At 63.6% G+C, this 19,514-nt stretch carries 17 protein-coding genes; 9 read left to right on the top strand and 8 right to left on the bottom strand.

Translation table 11 applies throughout. From position 1 onward, the window contains the following. Positions 1-2: 2 nt before the first annotated feature. Positions 3-1,124: a mandelate racemase/muconate lactonizing enzyme family protein gene (locus tag FJ471_RS15970; protein WP_140804598.1), complete on the bottom strand. Its 1,122-nt coding sequence runs from the start codon at positions 1,122-1,124 to the stop codon at positions 3-5. 184 nt (positions 1,125-1,308) lie between these two features. Between FJ471_RS15970 and FJ471_RS15975 the strand changes: the two genes are divergently transcribed. Next, positions 1,309-2,337: a substrate-binding domain-containing protein gene (locus tag FJ471_RS15975; protein WP_181179447.1), complete on the top strand. Its 1,029-nt coding sequence runs from the start codon at positions 1,309-1,311 to the stop codon at positions 2,335-2,337. 39 nt (positions 2,338-2,376) lie between these two features. Here FJ471_RS15975 and FJ471_RS15980 read toward each other — a convergent pair whose 3' ends face one another. The 6 genes from FJ471_RS15980 to FJ471_RS16005 all read right to left on the bottom strand — a co-directional run bounded on the left by FJ471_RS15980 (position 2,377) and on the right by FJ471_RS16005 (position 9,703). Then, positions 2,377-3,342: an ABC transporter permease gene (locus FJ471_RS15980; protein ID WP_181179449.1), complete on the bottom strand. Its 966-nt coding sequence runs from the start codon at positions 3,340-3,342 to the stop codon at positions 2,377-2,379. Between the two features lie 65 nt (positions 3,343-3,407). Next, the gene (locus tag FJ471_RS15985) at positions 3,408-4,949 is read right to left on the bottom strand and encodes a sugar ABC transporter ATP-binding protein (protein WP_140804603.1); all 1,542 of its coding nucleotides are present in this window, start codon (positions 4,947-4,949) and stop codon (positions 3,408-3,410) included. 70 nt (positions 4,950-5,019) lie between these two features. After that, complete coding sequence (locus FJ471_RS15990) at positions 5,020-6,090, bottom strand: sugar ABC transporter substrate-binding protein (RefSeq protein ID WP_140804605.1); 1,071 nt, start codon at positions 6,088-6,090, stop codon at positions 5,020-5,022. Between the two features lie 61 nt (positions 6,091-6,151). Continuing rightward, complete coding sequence (locus tag FJ471_RS15995; protein WP_140804607.1) at positions 6,152-6,919, bottom strand: SDR family NAD(P)-dependent oxidoreductase; 768 nt, start codon at positions 6,917-6,919, stop codon at positions 6,152-6,154. A 496-nt stretch (positions 6,920-7,415) separates the two neighbouring features. Next, positions 7,416-8,771 (bottom strand): glutamine synthetase family protein, encoded by a 1,356-nt coding sequence (locus FJ471_RS16000; RefSeq protein WP_140804608.1) that lies wholly within the window; start codon positions 8,769-8,771, stop codon positions 7,416-7,418. A 233-nt stretch (positions 8,772-9,004) separates the two neighbouring features. Then, a complete protein-coding gene (locus FJ471_RS16005; protein ID WP_140804610.1) occupies positions 9,005-9,703 on the bottom strand; it encodes a GntR family transcriptional regulator in 699 nt (232 codons plus the stop codon). 263 nt (positions 9,704-9,966) lie between these two features. On the opposite strand from FJ471_RS16005, the gene FJ471_RS16010 reads away from it, so the two are divergent. Then, positions 9,967-10,635: a phosphatase PAP2 family protein gene (locus tag FJ471_RS16010; protein WP_140804612.1), complete on the top strand. Its 669-nt coding sequence runs from the start codon at positions 9,967-9,969 to the stop codon at positions 10,633-10,635. 132 nt (positions 10,636-10,767) lie between these two features. Then, positions 10,768-11,952 carry a mannonate dehydratase gene (gene uxuA, locus FJ471_RS16015; RefSeq protein WP_140804614.1) on the top strand — a complete coding sequence of 395 codons (1,185 nt, stop codon included), beginning with the start codon at positions 10,768-10,770 and terminating at the stop codon, positions 11,950-11,952. 11 nt (positions 11,953-11,963) lie between these two features. Here uxuA and FJ471_RS16020 read toward each other — a convergent pair whose 3' ends face one another. Further along, positions 11,964-12,776 (bottom strand): LuxR C-terminal-related transcriptional regulator, encoded by an 813-nt coding sequence (locus FJ471_RS16020; RefSeq protein WP_224668123.1) that lies wholly within the window; start codon positions 12,774-12,776, stop codon positions 11,964-11,966. 82 nt (positions 12,777-12,858) lie between these two features. On the opposite strand from FJ471_RS16020, the gene FJ471_RS16025 reads away from it, so the two are divergent. The 6 genes from FJ471_RS16025 (at position 12,859) to FJ471_RS16050 (ending at position 19,512) form a co-directional block, all read left to right on the top strand. Further along, complete coding sequence (locus FJ471_RS16025) at positions 12,859-14,031, top strand: ABC transporter ATP-binding protein (protein ID WP_181179451.1); 1,173 nt, start codon at positions 12,859-12,861, stop codon at positions 14,029-14,031. Continuing rightward, positions 14,012-15,175, top strand: coding sequence for a spermidine/putrescine ABC transporter substrate-binding protein (locus tag FJ471_RS16030; RefSeq protein WP_140804620.1), 1,164 nt, complete (start codon positions 14,012-14,014; stop codon positions 15,173-15,175). The genes FJ471_RS16025 and FJ471_RS16030 overlap by 20 nt, the downstream gene beginning before the upstream one ends. A 77-nt stretch (positions 15,176-15,252) precedes the next feature. Then, positions 15,253-16,116: an ABC transporter permease gene (locus FJ471_RS16035; RefSeq protein ID WP_140804622.1), complete on the top strand. Its 864-nt coding sequence runs from the start codon at positions 15,253-15,255 to the stop codon at positions 16,114-16,116. Further along, positions 16,116-16,928, top strand: coding sequence for an ABC transporter permease (locus FJ471_RS16040; protein WP_140804624.1), 813 nt, complete (start codon positions 16,116-16,118; stop codon positions 16,926-16,928). Before FJ471_RS16035 ends, FJ471_RS16040 begins: the two co-directional genes overlap by 1 nt. A gap of 11 nt (positions 16,929-16,939) precedes the next feature. Further along, entirely contained in the window at positions 16,940-17,701 is a 762-nt protein-coding gene (locus FJ471_RS16045) for a glucose 1-dehydrogenase (RefSeq protein WP_140804625.1), read from the top strand. 440 nt (positions 17,702-18,141) lie between these two features. After that, positions 18,142-19,512: a glutamine synthetase family protein gene (locus FJ471_RS16050; RefSeq protein WP_140804627.1), complete on the top strand. Its 1,371-nt coding sequence runs from the start codon at positions 18,142-18,144 to the stop codon at positions 19,510-19,512. Positions 19,513-19,514 lie beyond the last annotated feature (2 nt).

A 19,514-nucleotide genomic window follows, 5' to 3' on the forward strand; every position in this document is an offset into this window, starting at 1 on the left:
ACTCAGTCGACCTTGTACTTCCTGATCGTTGCCTCATCCAGTTCCAGCCCGAAACCCGGCCCTTGTGGGACGTCGTAGTAGCCGTTGTCGAACTTCGAGCGATTGGCGACCAACGCGTAGAACATGGGGTCGCGGTCAGGGTGAAACGTTTCCAAAAATGTGCCGTTCGGGATGCCCGAAAGCAGGTGGGCGGCGATCTGCGGCTCTTCATGGTGGCCCATTTCGCAGGCAAAGGCCTGAGCCAGCGCTGCCACGCGCCGCCATTCCGTGGGGCCTCCGCCCCAGCTGGCGTCGAAGTTGCAGACATCGATCGAACCGGACATCATCAGGTCGCGGCAGCCGGCACGGCTGATCTCGCTCTGGCCGGCGGCCACGGGAATCCCCATCTGGCTGCGGGCGGCCGCGAGGTCGAGGCGGTCATTGTACCAGCGCACGGGCTCCTCGAACCAGCGGATGCCGAGATCGCGGGCATGTCGCGAAAATTCCACCGCCTCCCGCAAGGTCCAGCCCTGGTTGGCATCGATGCATAGAACGAAATCGTCGCCCACGGCGCTGCGCGCTGTGCGGACGCGCTCGGCATCCTCCTTTGGGGTGCGACCGCCGACCTTGAACTTGCAGCCTGCGTAGCCCGCCGCCCGGATATCCTCCATCTCGCGGCCGAAATCCGCTAAGGTCTTGTTTTCCTCGTAATATCCGGCGATGCAAATGACCGGAAGGCGATCGCGATAGCCGCCCCACAGCTTGTAGAGCGGCACGTTCAACGCCTTGCCGACCGCGTCCCAGATGGCAGAGTCGACGCAGGCCTGGGCGCACATGGCGAGTTTGCGGTCGCGCAGAATATTATAGCTCGGCGCGCGGGCTTCCTCCCAGCAACCCTCGATGTTGAACGCGTCCTTGCCGATCAGCCGTGGCTGGATTTCGTCGAGGATGATCTTGACGACCTCGGCCTGCGTTTCGAACTCGTCGCCGTTGTAGACCTCGCCGACTATGCCCCCTGACGTGTAGATACGGGTGATGATCGTGCAGCGGTGCGTCATGTGGTAGTAGCTGCCGCGGAAGGTGCGCGGCAGCGGCATGCACAGCGGGATACATTCGATGCGCTCGATTTTCAGGGGCACGACCATGAGAGGACCCAGTTCCGCATAAAATTGAAACGTTTCTAAGTTAGAGTACGCAGACCTTGCCGGTCAAGGGATAACTGGCCGCATATCCCTTGCTGACCCAATGCAAGTTGCGCTAGAATTCCCTTTCTCAATAGTTTCGGTGACTTGGCCCGAAATATGGGATGCGGCCACGAGGGGATTCGGTGTGACGAAAGTCGTGGACAAGAAAGCGACGATCCGGGATGTAGCGCGCGTTTCGGGCGTATCGGTCGGAACCGTTTCACGCAGCCTCAACGTTCCTGAGACGGTGAAGCCCGAAACGCTCAGCAAGGTACGGGCGGCGATACGGTCGCTCGACTTCCAGCCGGATGTTCGCGCGCAGAACATGCGCCGCCGCAGCACGATGACGGTCGGTTTCGTCATCGACGACATCGCCAATCCCTGGCATGCCAGCTGCTTCAAGGCGATCGACGCGGAGCTTCGCCAGAAGGGCTATTCGCTCTATCTGATGAGTACCCACGGCCAGGCCAGCGAAGAGGCGGCGGCGCTCGACATGCTGCAGCACGGTCGCGCCGACGGGATGATCATGACCATCAACAACGAGCAGGACGCTCGTACCATCAAGCGGCTGAAGGAACTTCGCATTCCGGCCGTTCTGCTCGACCGCGACATCCCGCTCGAGATCGATGCGGTGCTGACCGAGCACGCGCCCGGCCTTCGCCAGGCCACCAATTACCTGATCGAACTGGGGCACAGGCGCATAGCGATCATCACGGCCGGCAGCGATATCCGTCCGGGGCGCGAGCGTGTCCGCGGCTTCGTTGAAGCGTTCGAGCGTGCCGGCCTGCCGGTGCCGCGCGATCTGATCCGCTCGCAGAGCCTGTCGGCGGACTACGGTTTCCGCGAGGCCACCACGTTGCTGCAGATGCCGGAGCGGCCGACCGCGATCATCGCGGCCGGGAACAGGATCCTTGCCGGCGTGCTGCGCGCCATGCAGCAGCAGGGCGTTTCGGTGCCGCAGGACATATCGCTGATCGCCTGCGATCGATCGGATATCGCGATGCTCTATCCGGGTCCGATCACGCTGATCGACCGACCTGTGGAGGAAATCGGGCGAACCGCAGCGCAGTTGCTGCTCGAGCGGCTCGATGGCAGCAACGCCCGGCCGGCGCAGCGCATCTCCTTTCCCACGCACCTGATCATGGGAGGCTCCTGCCTGCCGGTGCGCCGCTAGACTGGATTTTTTCGCCAAGCGGAATCATCTGGCAGGGCATCAGCCGTGCGACGTCTCACGCAGCTTCTCGGCCCGGCGGGACCGCTGGTATTTGATCAGCCTGTCCAGCGACACCGCCAGCACGGTCACGGCGCCGGTGAAGAAGGTGCTCCAGGTCGCGTCGATGCCGAAGAAGATCAGCCCGCTGGAAATGACCTGGATGATCGTCATGCCAATGACGGCGCCGATGATGGTGCCGTGCCCGCCGGAAAGCGGCGTGCCGCCGATGATGACGGCGGCAATGACGACGAGAACGAAATCGCTGCCCTCATTCGGATCGATGGCGCCGCGGAAGCCGACATACATGGTGCCGGACAAGCCGCAGATCGCGCCCATCAGTACCAGGGTCTGCAATCTGACCAGCGCGGTGGGGATGCCGGCATGGGCCGCCGCTTCCGGATTGCTGCCGACGGCCTGCACCCGATAGCCGAACCGGGTGCGGTGGAGAAGGATATGCATTGCAACCGCCAGGAGCAGGAAGACGAGCGCCGACACTGGCAAGACACCGAACAATTTGTAGGAAATCACCCAGAAAAAACTGCTGCCGTCATCGGACGGAACGATCGCGCGTCCGCGATTGACCACGAGCGAAAGCCCTTGAAACATCGAATAGGTGCCGAGCGTCACGATGATCGCCGGCAAACGCAGGGTCACTGCGATCAGCCCGTTGACCAGCCCCAGGCAGCCGCCAAAAGCCACGCCCGCAATCGCGGCGAGCCATGGATCGAGACCCGCCACCATCAGCAGGGCGACGACGACGGCGGAGAAGTTGAACATCCAGCCGACCGACAGATCGATCTCGCGGATGGCCAGCAGGAACACCATGCCCAGCGCCAGCATGCCCAGGAACGTGGTGTTGCCCAGCAGGGAAAGAAGATTGATCGGGTTGAGGAAACGCGGCCTCGCGATGCCGATGACCGCCATCATGACGAGCAAGGCGACGATCACGCCGATCTCGTCGGGCATGCGGAAACCTTGCCGCGACGACCTCGGCAGAGGCGTTGAGGTTTTTTCGGCTTGATTGGTATCGGTCATGCGACGGTCGCTTCGTATGCGTCCGGGCCCGGCGAGCGCCCGGATCGTTCCCCGGTGTTGAGCAAATGCAGGATGGCGCGGCTGTCCATGCCGTCGCCGGCAACCTCGCCGGCCAGCCGGCCCTGGTAGATCACGAGAATGCGGTCGCAAAGACCGATCAGTTCCGGCAACTCGGTCGAAGAGAACAAGACGATCCCTCCGTCGGCCGCGATCTTGCGGATGAGCCCGTAGATCTCGCGCTTGGCGCCGACATCGACGCCGCGCGTGGGATCATCCAGCAGGAACACCTGCGGGCCGATCTCCAGCCATTTGCCGATCACTACTTTCTGCTGATTGCCGCCGGAAAGGGAATTGGCCAAGGCGTGGGGCAGCCCCTTGATGCGCAGCGCTTCGATCTGCCGGGTTGCTCGTTGCAGCGCTCCTTTCGGCGAGAACCACAGCGGGCCGTCATTCCTGGCGCCGACGACGATGTTTGAGATGTTGAACAGGATCGATTTGTCGAGCATCAGGCCATTGTGCCGCCGATCGGCCGGCACGAGGCAAACCTTGCGCCGGGACGCCTCCGTCGTGCTCTTCGGCAGGCCGCGGCCATCCGGGAAGCGGGCTGTGCCGCGGCGGGCCCGGCGCAGCCCGAAAAGGATGTTTAGGATATCCGTGACGCCCGATCCCTCCAGCCCGGCGAACCCGACCACTTCACCCGAATGCGCCTTGAAATCGATTTGCCGCAGCCGGCCGCCGGCAAGGCCGGAAACCACGAGTTCCCTGGGCGAGGCGTCCACCTTTGCGGGCAGGGGCGGCGGAAAGAGCGCCTCGCGCTGCCGGCCGATCATGCCTTCGATGACTTCCGGGATGGTCAGCGCCGCGCGTTCCTTGGTGGCCACGTCGCGGCCGTTCCGCGTGATGGTGATGCGATCGGAAATCGAGAAGACCTCTTCCAGCCGGTGCGAGACGTAGAGCATCGTGATGCCCTGGCGGCGAAGCCCATGCAGCACCGCAAACAACCTTTCGGTCTCTTGCTGGTTGAGGGCTGAATTCGGTTCGTCGAGGATCAGCAGGCGTGGCTTTTCCAGCAGCACCCGGCACAATTCGACAAGCTGCCGCTCGCCTATGCTCAGGCGGCTGACCGGCGCGCGGACATCGACATGGAGCCCGAGCTGATCGAGCAGGCGCTCGCACTGCCGCTCCATCGACGACAGCGAGACCAGCCCATGGCGGACGGGCTCGCGGTTGACGAAAAGATTGGCCAGGACCGAGCGATCCGGGAACAGGCTGAGTTCCTGGTACACCATGCCTATGCCGCGCAGGCGCGCCTCGTTCGGGCTGGCGATGGTCACCGCTTGCCCGTCGATCTCGATGGTGCCGCCATCCGGCCGCACCACACCGGCAAGAATCTTCATCAGCGTCGATTTGCCGGCGCCGTTCTCGCCCACCACGGCGTGAATGGTGCCGGGCTGCGCCGACAGGTTCATGTTCTCGAGCGCCACCACGCCGCCATAACGCTTGGCGAGATTGCGCACTGAGAGCAACGGCTTGGCCATGACATCTTATCCCTGGACGGTGAGGGGCAGCTTTCGGCCGCCCCCGACCATCAGTGGGAAATCGCTGCGCTTACTCGGACTCTGCCGAAATCGGCTTCGGCTCGCTCGAGAGCATTTGCGCCGTGAGGGTCTCGGTCCAGGGCTTGTAGTATTCGGCCGTCGCCTTCGGGTCGGCCGCAAGTTTCTGGGCCTCGTCGAAGGAAATAGGCTTCAGGCCATTCCCCATGTCGACCTTGTCCGCGGTCACGATCTGCGAGCCGGCGTTATAGAACCCCGGCGCGAGCTTCTTGCCGCCCTTGATGGCGTTGACCAGCAGGGCGACCGGCAGGTAGCCCTGCACGAAGGCGCTCTGCCCGATGGTCACATAGGCGTGGCCTTCCTTGATCGCTTTCAGGTTCAGCTCCGTCATGTCGTAGCCGCCGGCCACGAATTTGTCGCCATGGGCGGCGTTCAGCTTGCCAAGGCTGGTCACGTCGGGCGCGCACAGGCCTATCAGGGCGACGGCGTCCGGATTGGCGCTGTAGAGCTGCTCCCAGTGATTGTAGTTGTCGACGGCCGACACCTTCACGTCGAACGGGCCAAGCACTTTGATGCCTGAAGCCTTGGCAAGCGATTCCTCGACGCCCTTGGCGCGGTTCTCGAGCACGGGGAAGCCGGGAAAGCAATTGCCGAGAACGACTGTGCCCTTGGCGCTCTCCCCGCCAAGCTTTTCGAGCACCATGCGGCCGAGGACGCGTCCGCTCTCGACCGATTTTTCGCCGACATAGGGTGCCTCGACGGCCTTAGACAGCAGGTTGAACTGCACCAAGGGCACGCCGCCGGAGACGATGTCGTTCAAGCTCTTGGCCATGGATTCGCCAGGCACCGAGGTTGCGATGCCCTGGGCGCCGGAATTGACGAAATTCTGCACAAGCTTGAGCTGGCCTTCCGGCGCGCCGCCTGCCTGCTGCGCGGTCACCAGCTTGACGCCGAGATCGCTGGCGGCGGCCTGTGCGCCGTCCTGGATCTGCTGCACGAACGGATCGCCCTGGGCGTGCGCCACGAAGCCTATGGTGATGTCATCCGCAAAGGCGCCTGATCCTGCGAAGGCCAACGCCACGGCGGCGAGCATCGCGGTCGAGGTGGTTCTCCTGAATGTCATGCGAATTCCCCCTGTTGTCTTGTTTGAGTATTTATTTTGAGTATTTCTGGCCGGCTCGCGGTCAGATCGCGGTCAGTCCCCCGTCGACGAACATGAACGACCCGGTCATGTAGGACGCGTCGTCGGAGGCCAGGAACGCCACGGCTCCGGCTATTTCCTCGGGCTCGGCGCCGCGCTTCAGCGGAATGTTCTGCACCTGCCATTCATAGACCTTGGGGTCCGCGACGAGTTCGCGCACGATCGGGGTGAGCGTGAAGCCCGGGACCACGACATTGACGCGGATGCCTTCGGGCGCATGATCGACCGCCATGACGCGGGAGAGCCCGTGCACGCCACCCTTGCTCGATCCGTAAGCGATATTTGCCGGCGTACAGCCGGACATGCCGGTCGGCGAACCGGTCAGCACGACGGCGCCCTTGCCGGCTGTCGCCTTGATCGCGGCCACACCGTGTTTGCAGGACAGATACATGCCGGTCAGGTTGACGCCAACGATCTCGTCCCAGACTGCCTTGGGCAGGGCGTCGACCTTGTTGTCGCGCGCGCCGGAAAAAATGCCGGCATTGGACACGAGGATGTCGAGCCGGCCGAATTTCTCGACGATCGTCCGGAAAGCCGCTTCGACTTGGTCTTCGGAGCTGACGTCGACCTTCAGCGCAAGTGCCTCGCCATCGGCCTTTCTGATCTGATCCGCCGTCGCTTGAGCGCCGTCGCCATTCCAGTCCAAAACCGCGACCTTGCAGCCTTCTTCCGCCAGACGTTTCGCCGCGGCTTGCCCAATTCCGGAGGCGGCGCCGGTGACGGCCGCGATCTTGTCCTTGAGGCCTCTCATGGTTCGTTCCCCGCGATCTGAAGCCAAGACGCTGTTGGAAACATGATATCGTTTCCATAATCTGTGTCAATGATTCAAGAGTTTTACCGAAATATCTTATTATCTAATTGTTGGATAAGGATTTTTTTTAAAATTTAGTTATTGACTGTGGCCTGTATCGTTTCCGATTCCAGACAGGATCGATGCCTTTGTCCAAGAGCTTGCATCGTCAAGGCAGACACGTTTCGACGGGCGCGATAAGCCCGGCCTCCAGATCACGGATGGGGTTGCGGATCCGGCCGCACGTTCGGCGACGCCCAGGCTGAGAGAGTATCAGCAGCGTTGCTTGCGGCCCGTCGCCCACTGAAAAAAGTTGCGGAGGCGCGATGCGCTTAGAGCGTTTCACCGTTTCACGGAAACGGCGAACCGCTCTATTTCCTTGTGTTGGAGCAATTGCGGACGGAAGGCTACGGCGAAGGCGCCGAGCCTAACCGCTCACACTTTTCCTGGAATTGCTCTAGACGCTCTCGAGATAGGTTTCGATCTCGAAGTCGCTGACGTTCAGCGCGAAAGTATTCAACTCCTGGCGCTTGCAGGCGATGAAGGCGTCGCGCAGCACGTCCGGGAAGATCTCGGCGACGCGCGGGCCGGCCTCGAAGGCGGCGATTGCGGACGCCCAGTCGGGCGGCAGCTTGGCGAGCGCCAGGCCCTGGCCCTCGCCGCCGGTCGGCTCGCCGGGCGAAAGCTGGCGCTCGATGCCGATCAACGCCGCGCCGAGAATCGCCGCCAGGACCAGATAGGGATTGGCGTCGGCGCCGGAGACACGATGCTCGATGCGCCGCGCGGCCGACGGGCCGCCCGGAATGCGTATCGCCACCATGCGGTTTTCATAACCCCAGGCGACGGCGGTCGGCGCGTAGGATCGCGGCCGCAGCCGGCGGTAGGAATTGAAATGCGGCGCGAACACCAGCGTGCTCTCGGCCATCGCGGCAAGCAGGCCGCCAACCGCATGGCGCATGGTGTCGGAGCCCTGATCCGAGCCGTCGTCGAAGATGTTGCGGCCGTCTCTGTCGAGGACGCTGAAATGGACATGGAAACCGTTGCCGGCGCGCTCGCCATAGGGCTTGGCCATGAAGCAGGCGGCGAAGCCGTGCTTGCGGGCAATGCCCTTGACGGTGCGCTTGAACAGCACCGCGTCGTCCGCGGCGCGCAGGGCGTCGGGCACATGGTTGAGATTGATCTCGAACTGGCCGACGCCGTTCTCGGCGATCGCGGTGTCGACGGGAATGTCCTGCATGCGGCAGGCTTCGTAGATATCGTGGATGAAGGCTTCGAAATCGTCGACCTCGTCGATCGAAAGCGCTGCGTCGGAATCGAGACGCCGCCCGGTTACCGGCGAGACCGGTCCGACAGGGCGCTGCGACGTCGGGTCGACGAGGTAGAATTCGAGCTCGGTCGCGGTGACGGGCGTCAGGCCAAGTGCGGCATAGCGGTCGAGGATACGGGCCAGCGCGCGGCGCGGATCGCCGAGATAGGGGGCGCCGCTGTCGTCCGCCAGCCAGACCGGCAAGAGGGCCGTCGGGTGCGCCGTCCAGTTGACGGGCAGTATGCCGCGTCCCGTCCAATTGCAGAGTCCGTCGGCGTCACCGGTCGAAAACACCTGGGCGTTGCCTTCGATGTCCTCGCCCCATATGTCGAGCCCGATGGCCGAATAGGGCATGCGCAGCTTGCCCTCGAGCGCCTTGCGCGCCTGCTCGACCGGAATGCGCTTGCCGCGCATGATGCCGTTCAGGTCGCACACCGCCGCCCGCAGGCTCTGGATGTCCTTCCTGCTGTCCAGCCACTTCAAAACGTCCGCAATCGCATCGCTCAATTTCCAGCCCCTTTTCTAGGTGCTGTAGCCTATCGGCTACGATATCCAATTTTCAGCTTGTGAGTTCGTGAAGGCCAACGCGGCTGACGCCGGGTGGTTTTCCTTCATTTTTTCAAGTCACTAGCTGGGATATCGGGCGGCATTTCGGGTCCATATTGTGCGATCTGCGATCGCAACATAGCGACCCGATTGCCGAAAGCCAAGCCGAATTCGAAGCCTGCTGTTCCGGCCTGTCAGTGGCGCAGTTCCGGAAACTTGGCCTGGCCGAGGATGTGGGTCGCGCCCTCGGCGATATCACGCACGATCGCGGCGCGCGCCCTTTCGCCGTCGCCGGCCTCGATCGCCGCCACGACCTCCTCGTGATAGTCGATGCCGAGAATGCCGGCCAGGTCATCCTCGAAGCCGATGTGCAGGTTTCGCAGGAAGGGGCCGACCTGCATCCAGACCGTCTCGATCAGGAAGAGCATCTGCTCGTTGCCGCAATGGCGGTAGATCGAGAATTTGAAGTCATAGTTCTTGCGCAGATAGTTATCGATCCCGCCGCCGCGGGCGGCTGCGGTAAGCTCGGCGCAGTGGCGCCGGATCGCGCGCAGATTGTTGCCGTTGATGAGCTTTGTCGCGAGCTCGGTGGCCGTGCCTTCGAGGATTGTGCGCACGGCGGTCAGCTGCTGGAAGCGGTCGGCCGAAATCAGCGGCACCTCGACGCTGCCGTTCGGCATCGGGCTCAGCGCCCTCAGCGCCTGCAGCCGCATGAAGGCGCTGCGCACCGGCATGTCGCTGGTGCCGAGCTCCTTGGCGAGCTTGCGCGAGGTCAGCTTCTGGCCGGGCTGGAGCTGCCCCGACATCAAGGCGCGCACGAGCTCCAGATAGACTTTCTCATGCAGCGGAACGCTATCGACAGCGGTCAGTCCGAATTGCGATTTGTCGGCCATTGGCGATGCGTTGCTTCACTCGTCCTGAAATCTGTTTCGCCACTCCATGCGCCGCAGCGATACGTCCCGGCGGGATTGGAGGCGCACGATAGACGGTTAACGCGCGCCGCTGCAAGCCTGGCGCCGGCGCTTGTCCAAGCCGGAATCGCACGCCGGAACCATCGGGGCCGACGTCGCTGTGCCAACACTTGTTGCGGCACGGCCCGGCCGCTATCGTCCGTCGGCTTGGCGCTCGCAGAAGAGATGCCGAACGGTAAGGCAGAATGGAAGGCGGCAAGAAAAACGCGCTGCGGGCATATGGATACTGGGCCGGCATAAATCTGATCGTTTTTGCCTTGCTTTTTCCTCTTGCGGACGCGGTCGCCGAATGGAGGGGTGGGGCTTGGAAAATCTATTTTGATTTCGAGCTTCGAACAGCGCTGATGCCGCAATTCATCTTGCCGTATCATTCGATGAGTATCCTGTTTCTGCTGCCGCCCTTCCTTTTGAACGCATCTGAAATGGCGGTTTTGGGAAAGCGCGTTCTCGTTGCGACTTTGCTTGGGTGCGCGACCTTCCTGATCATGCCGGCGCAGCTTGGTTTCGTTCGGGTGATGCCCGACGGAATGCTCTACCAAAGAATGTTCGCGGGGATTTTCCTGCTCGACGGGACGCACAATCTGGTGCCGTCGCTGCATGTGGTCTATGCCTCGCTGAGCATCTACAGCTATAGCCAGGCCGTGCGCCGGTCCGGCGCAAGAGTGCTTTTGTGGCTGTGGTGGTGCCTGATCGTGAGCGCTACGCTGCTCGTGCATCAGCATCATTTGGCAGACGTGGTATCGGGCCTGGCGCTGGCATTTCTTTTGTGTTGCTGGGATCCGTCGACGCGCGTTTCTCGGAGATCCGCAAAGACGCAAAAGACGGGAATACCGGCCGACGAAACCGCGGCTTGAGCCTGACTCCTGTCGCCTGATTTGACGGCCATCGTCGTCCGACAATATGGTCGACCGTAACCCGCTAGCGCGCCTCGCGATCCTCAGATTCGCCCGGCGAGCCTTTCGGAAACATGCTTTTGAGAGGCAGTCATGGAACAATGCTGGCGCTGGTATGGCCCGAACGATCCCGTCACGCTCGACCACATCAAGCAGGCGGGTGCTTCAGGCATCGTGACGGCGCTGCACGGCATCTATGACGGCAGCGCCTGGCCGCTCGACGCAGTCCTCGAGCGCAAGCGCATCATCGAAGCGGCTGGCCTGAGCTGGTCGGTGGTGGAAAGCATCCCCGTCCACAACTCGATCAAGACCGGCACGCCGGAACGGGAGCGCTATGCCGGCTGGTACAGGGACACGATCCGGGCGCTGGCCAAAGCCGGCATCTCGACCATCTGCTACAATTTCATGCCGGTCGTCGACTGGACGCGTACCGATCTCATGTACCGACTGCCGATCACCGGCTACGCGCTGCGCTTCGACGCCCTCGACTTCGCCGCCTATGATGTCTTCGTGCTGAAGCGGCCGAATGCCGAGGCGAGCTACAGCCCGGCCCGGTTGCAGGAAGCGGAAGCGCGGCTGAAGACCTTGAGTGGCGAAGACATCGACAGGATCGAGCGCAACCTGATCGCCGGCCTGCCGGCCACGGAGCGCACCTACAATCGCGAGACGATGCGCGACGCGCTCGCCGACTATGCGGCGATCGGTTCGGCCGAACTGCGCGCCAACCTCGCCTGGTTCCTGAAGGAGATCATCCCGGCGGCCGAGGAAGTCGGCGCGCGCATGTGCATCCATCCCGACGATCCGCCGTTCTCGCTCTATGGGTTGCCGCGCGTGGTCTCGACCGCCGATGACGCGCGCTTCATCCTGGGGACGGTCGACAGCCCGTCGAACGGGCAGACCTTCTGCACCGGCTCCTACGGCGTGCGCGCCGACAACGACCTGGTCGCGATGATCGACGAGTTCGGGCCGAGAATCCATTTCGCGCATCTGCGCAATGTGACGCGCGAGAAGGACGGCTCCTTCTACGAGGCCGAGCATCTGGAAGGATCGACCGACATGGCCGAGGTCATCCTGGCGCTGATGAAGGAAGAGGCGCGCCGGCGCAAGGAAGGCCGGTCCGACTGGCGCATCCCGATGCGCCCGGACCATGGTCATCTGCTCGCCGACGATATCGGCAAGACAAAGATCAACCCCGGCTATTCGCTGATCGGGCGGCTCAAGGGTCTTGCCGAGCTGCGCGGCATCATGCGCGCCGTGGAGCGGTTCGAGCTGGCGTAAGCGGCAGCCGATCAGCCGCCACGCGCGTCGATGATCTCGACGAAGCGTGCGAAGAGGCCGGCCTGCGACTTGATCTTCAGCTTGCGGTAGATGTTGCGGCGGTGGACCTTCACCGTCCCCGGCACGATCCTGAGCGCCCTGGCGATCGATTCCGTGGAATGGCCCTGAAGCACCAGGTCGACCACCTGCTTTTCGCGCGAGGTCAGCGACAGGCTTTTCCAGATGTGGGCGCGGTCGAGCTCGTTGGGCATCGTGACGGTTTCGTCCGATGGCCGGACGGCGGCTTGGTCGGCAGGCAAAGCCGGCCAGCGCTGCTTGCAGAGGCCGACCACCGCCGGCGCCATGTCGCGCAGCAGCCGGGCGTCGGCGGTGCCGAACGGTCCGGTGGCGCGCAGCCGCATCAGCGACAGCACCATCGCGTCCTTGCCGGCCAGCGGCACGAAGAAGCCGACTTCCTCGGCAAGTTTGGTCTGGCTGTAATAGGAGCGGTAGTATTCGCTGGCATAGAAGCGGTCCGGGGCAAGCTCGCGCATGCGCCAGAAACCTTCCTTGCGCTCGACGGCGGCATGGTGGAACGGGTCGAGCAGATAAGGCCCCTCCTGGTAGAGCGCGACGAAGATGTGGCTCTCCGCCGGCGAGAAGGTCTCGAACAGGAGCGGCGGCCTCGCAGCACCCCGATAGCCGAACATCACGCAGTGGTCGAAGCGGATATGTCCGCGCAGCCAGGCGACGATCGCCTTGCCGAAATGGTCGCCGCCAGGCTCGTGCGACGCGGCGATCACGGCGGCCAAGGCATTGTAGTCGTCACTGCGGGAGGCGACCAATCCATACCCCTCTAAACGATAAAATCGGCTAAATATACCACCTGCGAGGTATATACTAGACGCTGTTGGCTCTGCTAGCGTCATGAGATTGCCTCATGCTGTCGCAGGAGCCCGTGGCTTGACTGCAGTGCCCGATATCGAATTTCGCGCGGTCACCAAGCGCTACGGCGCGGTCACCGCGGTCAGCGGCATCGACCTTGCCATTCCGCCCTCGGCCTTCGTCGCGCTGCTCGGCCCCTCCGGCTGCGGCAAGACGACGTGCCTGCGCATGATCGGCGGCTTCGAGCAGCCAAGCGAAGGCCAGGTGCTGATCCGCGGCCGCGACATGGCCGGCACGCCGCCCTACCGGCGGCCGGTCAACATGGTCTTCCAGCAATATGCGCTGTTCCCGCATCTCGATGTCGAGGACAACATCTCCTACGGGCTGCGCCAGGCGAGGCCGCGGCTGTCGTCGCGCGAGATCAGCCAGAGGGCGGGCGAGGCGCTTTCCATGGTGCAGCTCGCCGGCTATGGCCGCCGCAAGATCCATGAGCTTTCCGGCGGCCAGCAGCAGCGCGTCGCGCTCGCCCGGGCCCTGGTCAACAAGCCGGCGGTGCTTCTTCTCGACGAGCCGCTGGCGGCGCTCGACAAGAAGCTGCGCACCGATATGCAGATCGAGTTGCAGAACCTGCAGCGCGAGATCGGCATCACCTTCGTGCTGGTCACGCATGACCAGGAGGAGGCGCTGTCGATGAGCGACTTCGTCTGCGTCATGAATGGCGGCCGCGTCGTCCAGCTCGGACAGCCGAGCGAGATCTATGACGAGCCGGCGGACCTCTTCGTCGCCGATTTCGTCGGCAAGACCAATCTCGTCAGCGGCAAGGTGGCCGGGCTCTCAGGTGATCTCGTCGATGTCGCGCTCGCCGATGGCACTGTGATTTCGGCGCGCAAGCGGGTGCCGCTCAGCCGCGGCGAAGCCGTATCCGTCAGCTTGCGGCCGGAATCGCTCAGCCTCTCAGCGCCCGGAAGCGGCAGCCTGAAAGGCATCGTCCGCAACCGCATCTTCCTGGGTTCGACCGCGGAGTACGCGATCGAGGTCCCGGGCATCGGATCGCTGCTCGCCAAGGCCGACCACGTGATCGGTCAGGGCAACCTCTTCAGGCCGGGCGAACCCGTCGCCATCGGCTTTGCCGCCGGAGCGCCACTGGCGTTTCCGCACGCCAAGAACAACGGGACCAACCAGAGGGAAGACCAAAATGCCGAAATCCTATCGTGACGGACTGCCGATAACCCCCGATAAATTCGTCGACCAATTGATGCGCCTGAAGCGCGGCTCGATCAGCCGGCGCGACTTCCTCGGCCTCACCGGACTCGGCGTCGCGACCGCGGTCATGGCGCGCGAGCTCGGCATCATGCCGACGCCGGCCTTCGCCGCCGAGAATCTCGGCGACCGCATGTCGATCGCCACCTGGCCGAACTACCACGATCCGCAGACCTTCGAGAACTTCAAGGCCGATACCGGCGTCGCCGTCGAGGTCAACGTCTTCGGGTCGAATGAGGAGATGCTGGCCAAGCTGCAGGCCGGCGGCTCGGGCTGGAGCCTGTTCGTGCCGACCAACTACACGATCTCGACCTACAAGAAGCTCGGCATCATCGAAGCGCTCGACATGGCCAAGCTCGGCAATTTCGACGGCAAGTCGGAAGACGCGCGCTTCACCGCGGAAGGCACGATCGACGGCACGATCTACGCCGTGCCGAAGAACTGGGGCACGACCGGTTTTGCCGTCAACACCAAGAAGCTCGCCAAGCCGATGTCGAGTTGGAAGGAATTCTGGGATACGGCCATGGCCGAAGGCGACGGCCGCACCATGGTGCATGACTACCAGCTCACCACCATCGGCAACGCGCTGAAATATTACGGCTATTCCTTCAACTCGCTGAAGCAGGACGAACTCGCCAAGGCCGAGGAATTGCTGATCAAGGTCAAACCGCATCTGTTCGCGGTGTCGAGCGACTACCAGCCGGGCATGCGCGCCGGCGATGCCTGGATGACGATGTGCTGGACCAATGACGGGGCGCAACTCCATCGCGACATTCCCGAGATCGCCTATGTGCTCGGCAAGGAAGGTGGCGAGATCTGGACCGATTTCTACGCCATCCCGAAGGACGCGCCGAACAAGCCGGCCGGCTATGCGCTGCTCAACTATCTGATGAACCCGAAAGTGGCGGTGAAGGAGCATCTGGCCAATGGCGCGCCCTCGACCGATGCGCGCGTCAACGCGCTGCTGCCGAAGGAAGTGCTTGACAACCCGATCCTCTATCCGGCCGCCGACCTGTTGAAGCCGCTCGAGTTCGGCGCCGCCGCGACGCTCACCGATCCAGGCCGCGCCGAGCTGATGGCTCGCTTCAAGTCGGCTTGAGCGAGACCGGTCACAAACCCGATCAGGACAATGCGACCGGCGGACGAAAGTCCGCCGGCTCCCAACCGGCTTTTCCGATGCGCCGCAGTCTCTTTCGCAAAAACCTCGCGACGGCGCTGCTGCTCGCCCCGGCGGCGCTGTGGCTGGTCGTGTTCCTGGTGCTGCCCTTCGTCGCCATCGCCATCTTCAGCGTCGGCGAGCGGGCGCCGGAGGGCGGATACCAGGCGGCGCTGACTTTCGCGCAATATGCCAACTTGCCGGCGCGGGCGACCGCCTTCTGGAACACGATGGTGCTGGCGCCCGTCGGAGCGCTGGCCTGCCTGCTGGTCGCCTATCCCGTCGCCTACTACCTGGCGCTGCGCGCGCCGCAGCGCTGGCGGCTGATCCTGCTCGCGATGATCGTCATCCCGTTCTGGACCAGTCTTCTGATGCGCACCTATGCCTGGATGTACATCCTCGGCGGGCGCGGCATCCCGGCCTTGCTCGCCTATGTCGGCATCGAGGATTTGAGACTGATCAACACGCCGGGCGCGGTGCTGCTCGGCATCGTCTATGGCTATCTGCCGCTGATGATCCTGCCGATCTATGTCAGCCTGGAGCGGCTCGACCGCCGGCTGCTGGAAGCCTCCGCCGATCTCGGCGCCACGCCCCTGTCGACCTTCCTTGGCGTGACGCTCAGGCTGTCGCTGCCCGGCGTGATGACCGGCTTCTCGCTGGTGATGATCCTGCTGCTCGGCGAATATCTGATCCCGACGCTGCTCGGCGGCGGCAAGGTGTTCTTCATCGGCAACGCGCTGGTCGATCTCTTCCTGCAATCGCGCAACTGGCCGTTCGGATCGGCCATCGCCATCACGCTGGTGCTGGTCTCGGTCGTGGTGCTGATCGTCGCCAACCGCATCTCGACCCGGCTTTCGGGCGCACGCCGGGTGGACCTGATCTGATGCGTGCCTTCGTCGTCGCCGTCTTTGCCTTCCTCTACCTGCCGATCGCGCTGGTCGTGCTGTTCTCCTTCAATGCGGGCCACCATGCCAGCGAGTTCACCGGCTTCTCGGTGCAATGGTATGGCAAGGCGCTGTCCAATCCCTTCCTGGTCGAGGCGCTGAAGAACAGCCTGTTCATCGCCACGACCAGCGCGCTGCTCGCGGCCTTCTGCGGCACGGCCGCGGCGCTTGGGCTGCAGCGGGTCGGCGCGCGGACAAGGGCTCTCTTCGACGCATTGCTGGGTGCGGCGATCGTCGTTCCGGGCGTCGTCATCGGCATCTCGACGCTGGTGGCGCTGGTGCAGCTTTTCGCCGTCGTCAATCCGTTCCTCGCTTCCGTGTGGCCGACCGACCAGCCGCCACGGCTATCGCTCGGCTACGGCTCGATCATCGCCGCGCACGGCCTCTTTTCCATGGCGCTGGTGACGATGATCGTCGGCACGCGGCTCGCGAGCCTCGACCGCAACCTCGTCGAGGCCTCGAGCGATCTCTACGCCACGCCACTGACGACGTTCCACTCGATCGTGCTGCCGCAGATCATGCCGGCGGTGATCGCGGGCTTCCTGCTCGCCTTCACCTTCTCCTTCGACGATTTCATCATCGCCTTCTTCGTCGCCGGCGCGCAGACGACGCTGCCGATCTATGTCTTTGCCTCGATCCGGCGCGGCGTGACGCCGGAGATCAACGCCATCGCGACGATCGTGCTCGCCGCGTCGGTCCTGCTCGTCCTGCTCGCCCAATGGCAGCTCGGCCGGCGAAAGCCATCGCCTTGAAAGACAGATCCATGATTTTGAAGGACCGTATCGCCGTGGTGACGGGCGCCGGGTCGGGCATCGGCCGTGCCGGCGCGATGATCATGGCGCGGGAAGGGGCGCTCGTGGTCATCGCCGACCGTGATGCGGCGGCGGGCGACGCCACCGCATCCGACATCCGCGAAGCCGGCGGCCGCGCCGAGGCGATCGCCACCGATGTCGGCGATGATACGGCCGTCGAGGACTTGATCGAGGGAACGCTCGGCAGGCATGGCCGCATCGATATCCTGCATAGCCATGCCGGCATCCAGGTCGGCGGCACGCTGACGGAGGTAGGCACCGACGGCATGGACGCCTCGTGGCGCATCAATGTGCGGGCCCAGTTCCTGGCGGCGAAGATCGCCATGCCGGCGATGATCGCGCAAGGCGGCGGCGTCATCCTCAACACGGCGTCCAATTCCGGCGTGTTCTACGATCGCGAGATGATCGCCTATGCCACGTCCAAGCATGCCGTGGTGGCAATGACCCGGCAGATGTCGCTCGACTACGCCAGGCACAATGTGCGCGTCAACGCGCTCTGCCCGGGCTGGGTCGACACGCCGTTCAACGAGCCGTTCATCGCCCAGATGGGTGGGCGCGATGCGATCGAAACCTATGTCCGCACCAAGATCCCGATGGGGCGCTGGGCGAGCGCACAGGAGATCGCCGAAGCGATCCTGTTTCTCGTCTCCGACCGTTCGTCCTTCATGACCGGCCAGGCTCTGGTCGTGGACGGTGGCGAGAGCGTCGGCTGATGTGGTCCAGCAAAGCGGACTTGCGTCGGCGGCGATGATAGGTCAAACCATGGGCTTCGAAGTTTTGTTTTTACGCAATTCCGGACGGAAAACCGCTCACACTTTTCCTGGAATTGCTCTAGTGAGACCCGTCATGCAAGCTGCAAAACAGCAATACCGCGCCAGGCATTCGGTTGCCGACGGTATTTCGTTTGCGCGCGCGGGGTATCGCTGATCATGCGCTGCTGCCGCCATGAGAACCTGCAGCGCGCGGAGGACACCAAGGTCGGCTCGCATGTCGTTCGTGACGGCTGGACCGAAGGGGTGCAGGGCGCCCTGAACCCGGCCTTTCGGCCGGCCATCAGGCGGGCGTCCGTCCTCGGATAACGCAGCTTAGATAACGCCCTAACCGGAACGGACATGCCCGCCGAAGCGATTTCTCCTTCGTACGGACATGACCAATGCCTGATAATCTGAACACCTCATTCGCCGGCGCGGACACGCAAAGCTGGTTGAAGACGCACGCGATCAACGAAGTCGAGTGCTTCGTGCCCGACGTCAACGGCGTGTTGCGCGGCAAGACGCTGCCGGTCGCCAAATTCCTCAAGTCGCTCGACGACCGCGCGCTCTACCTGCCGAGCAGTGCCTTCCTGGTCGCTGTCGACGGCCGCTATTCCGGCTCAATCGACGAGGGCTTTGCCTATGCCGATCCGGACATGCGCATGGTGCCGGACACGTCCACGCTGTGCGTGGCGCCCGGCAACGCCGGCAAGGCCTATATTTTCGCCGACACGTTCCACATGGACGACCGGCCGTGGATGGCTTCACCCCGCCATGTGCTGAGGGCGGTGCTCGACCTTTATCATAAGCGCGGCTGGCGCGCGGTGATGGCGCCGGAGCTCGAATTCTATCTGACGGCGCCAAATCCCGATCCGGATCGTCCGATCACGGCGCCGGTGGGGCGCAACGGCCGGCCCGAAAACGTGCAGCATCCTTACGACATGCAGGCGATGGAGGAGTTCGAAACGGTGACGCGGCGGCTCTATGAGCATGCTGCCATCACCGGCCTGCCGCTCGACACGCTGATCCATGAATCCGGCACGGCGCAGCTCGAGATCAATCTTCTGCATGGCGATCCGCTGGCGCTCGCCGACAAGGTGCTGCTGTTCAAGCGCCTAGCCAGACAGGCGGCGCAGGCCAACGGCATGCACGCCACCTTCATGGCCAAGCCTATCGCCGCGCAGGCCGGCAGCTCGATGCACCTGCACATGTCGATCGTCGACGAGAGCGGCGAGCCCTTGTTTGCCGGCAAAGACGGTGAGGACAGCGAGATGTTCGCGCACTTCATCGGCGGCCTGCAGAAATACATCCCCGAAATCATGCCGCTGTTTGCGCCCAACGTGAATTCGTACCGGCGCATCCGGCCGAACCACAGCGCTCCGGCCAACATCGAATGGTCGCATGACAACCGCTCCTGCGGCCTGCGCGTGCCGCTGGGCGGGCGCGCCGCGCGTCGCATCGAGAACCGGCTCCCAGGCGCCGACGCCAATCCCTATCTTGCCATGGCCGGCTCCTTGATCGCCGGCTATCTCGGCATCGAGGAGCAGCTCGCGCGATCCGCCGAGGCATCCGGCAACGCCTACAAGAGCAAAAGCACGCTGCCGAAAACCATGGAGGAAGCGCTCGACCGCTTCGCCGCCTGCGAGCCCGTCCGGGCGCTGCTCGGCGAGGATTTCTTCCAGACCTATCTGCGCGTGAAGAGCGTCGAGCTCGACCTGTTCCAGAGCGTCGTGACGTCCTGGGAACGCGACCACCTGCTGCTCAAGGTGTGACC

It is taken from the genome of Mesorhizobium sp. B2-7-1 (assembly GCF_006440735.1).
Taxonomy (GTDB): domain Bacteria; phylum Pseudomonadota; class Alphaproteobacteria; order Rhizobiales; family Rhizobiaceae; genus Mesorhizobium.

Excerpts from the sequence above, each read along its gene's own strand:
- FJ471_RS15970 (WP_140804598.1), bottom strand. The coding sequence starts at position 1,124 with ATGGTCGTGCCCCTGAAAATCGAGCGCATCGAATGTATCCCGCTGTGC.
- FJ471_RS16010 (WP_140804612.1), top strand. The coding sequence starts at position 9,967 with ATGGAAGGCGGCAAGAAAAACGCGCTGCGGGCATATGGATACTGGGCC.
- FJ471_RS16025 (WP_181179451.1), top strand. The coding sequence starts at position 12,859 with ATGAGATTGCCTCATGCTGTCGCAGGAGCCCGTGGCTTGACTGCAGTG.
- FJ471_RS15985 (WP_140804603.1), bottom strand. The coding sequence starts at position 4,949 with ATGGCCAAGCCGTTGCTCTCAGTGCGCAATCTCGCCAAGCGTTATGGC.
- FJ471_RS15980 (WP_181179449.1), bottom strand. The coding sequence starts at position 3,342 with ATGCCCGACGAGATCGGCGTGATCGTCGCCTTGCTCGTCATGATGGCG.
- FJ471_RS16040 (WP_140804624.1), top strand. The coding sequence starts at position 16,116 with ATGCGTGCCTTCGTCGTCGCCGTCTTTGCCTTCCTCTACCTGCCGATC.
- FJ471_RS16045 (WP_140804625.1), top strand. The coding sequence starts at position 16,940 with ATGATTTTGAAGGACCGTATCGCCGTGGTGACGGGCGCCGGGTCGGGC.
- FJ471_RS15995 (WP_140804607.1), bottom strand. The coding sequence starts at position 6,919 with ATGAGAGGCCTCAAGGACAAGATCGCGGCCGTCACCGGCGCCGCCTCC.
- FJ471_RS15990 (WP_140804605.1), bottom strand. The coding sequence starts at position 6,090 with ATGACATTCAGGAGAACCACCTCGACCGCGATGCTCGCCGCCGTGGCG.
- FJ471_RS16035 (WP_140804622.1), top strand. The coding sequence starts at position 15,253 with ATGCGCCGCAGTCTCTTTCGCAAAAACCTCGCGACGGCGCTGCTGCTC.
- FJ471_RS16005 (WP_140804610.1), bottom strand. The coding sequence starts at position 9,703 with ATGGCCGACAAATCGCAATTCGGACTGACCGCTGTCGATAGCGTTCCG.
- FJ471_RS16030 (WP_140804620.1), top strand. The coding sequence starts at position 14,012 with ATGCCGAAATCCTATCGTGACGGACTGCCGATAACCCCCGATAAATTC.
- FJ471_RS16050 (WP_140804627.1), top strand. The coding sequence starts at position 18,142 with ATGCCTGATAATCTGAACACCTCATTCGCCGGCGCGGACACGCAAAGC.
- uxuA (WP_140804614.1), top strand. The coding sequence starts at position 10,768 with ATGGAACAATGCTGGCGCTGGTATGGCCCGAACGATCCCGTCACGCTC.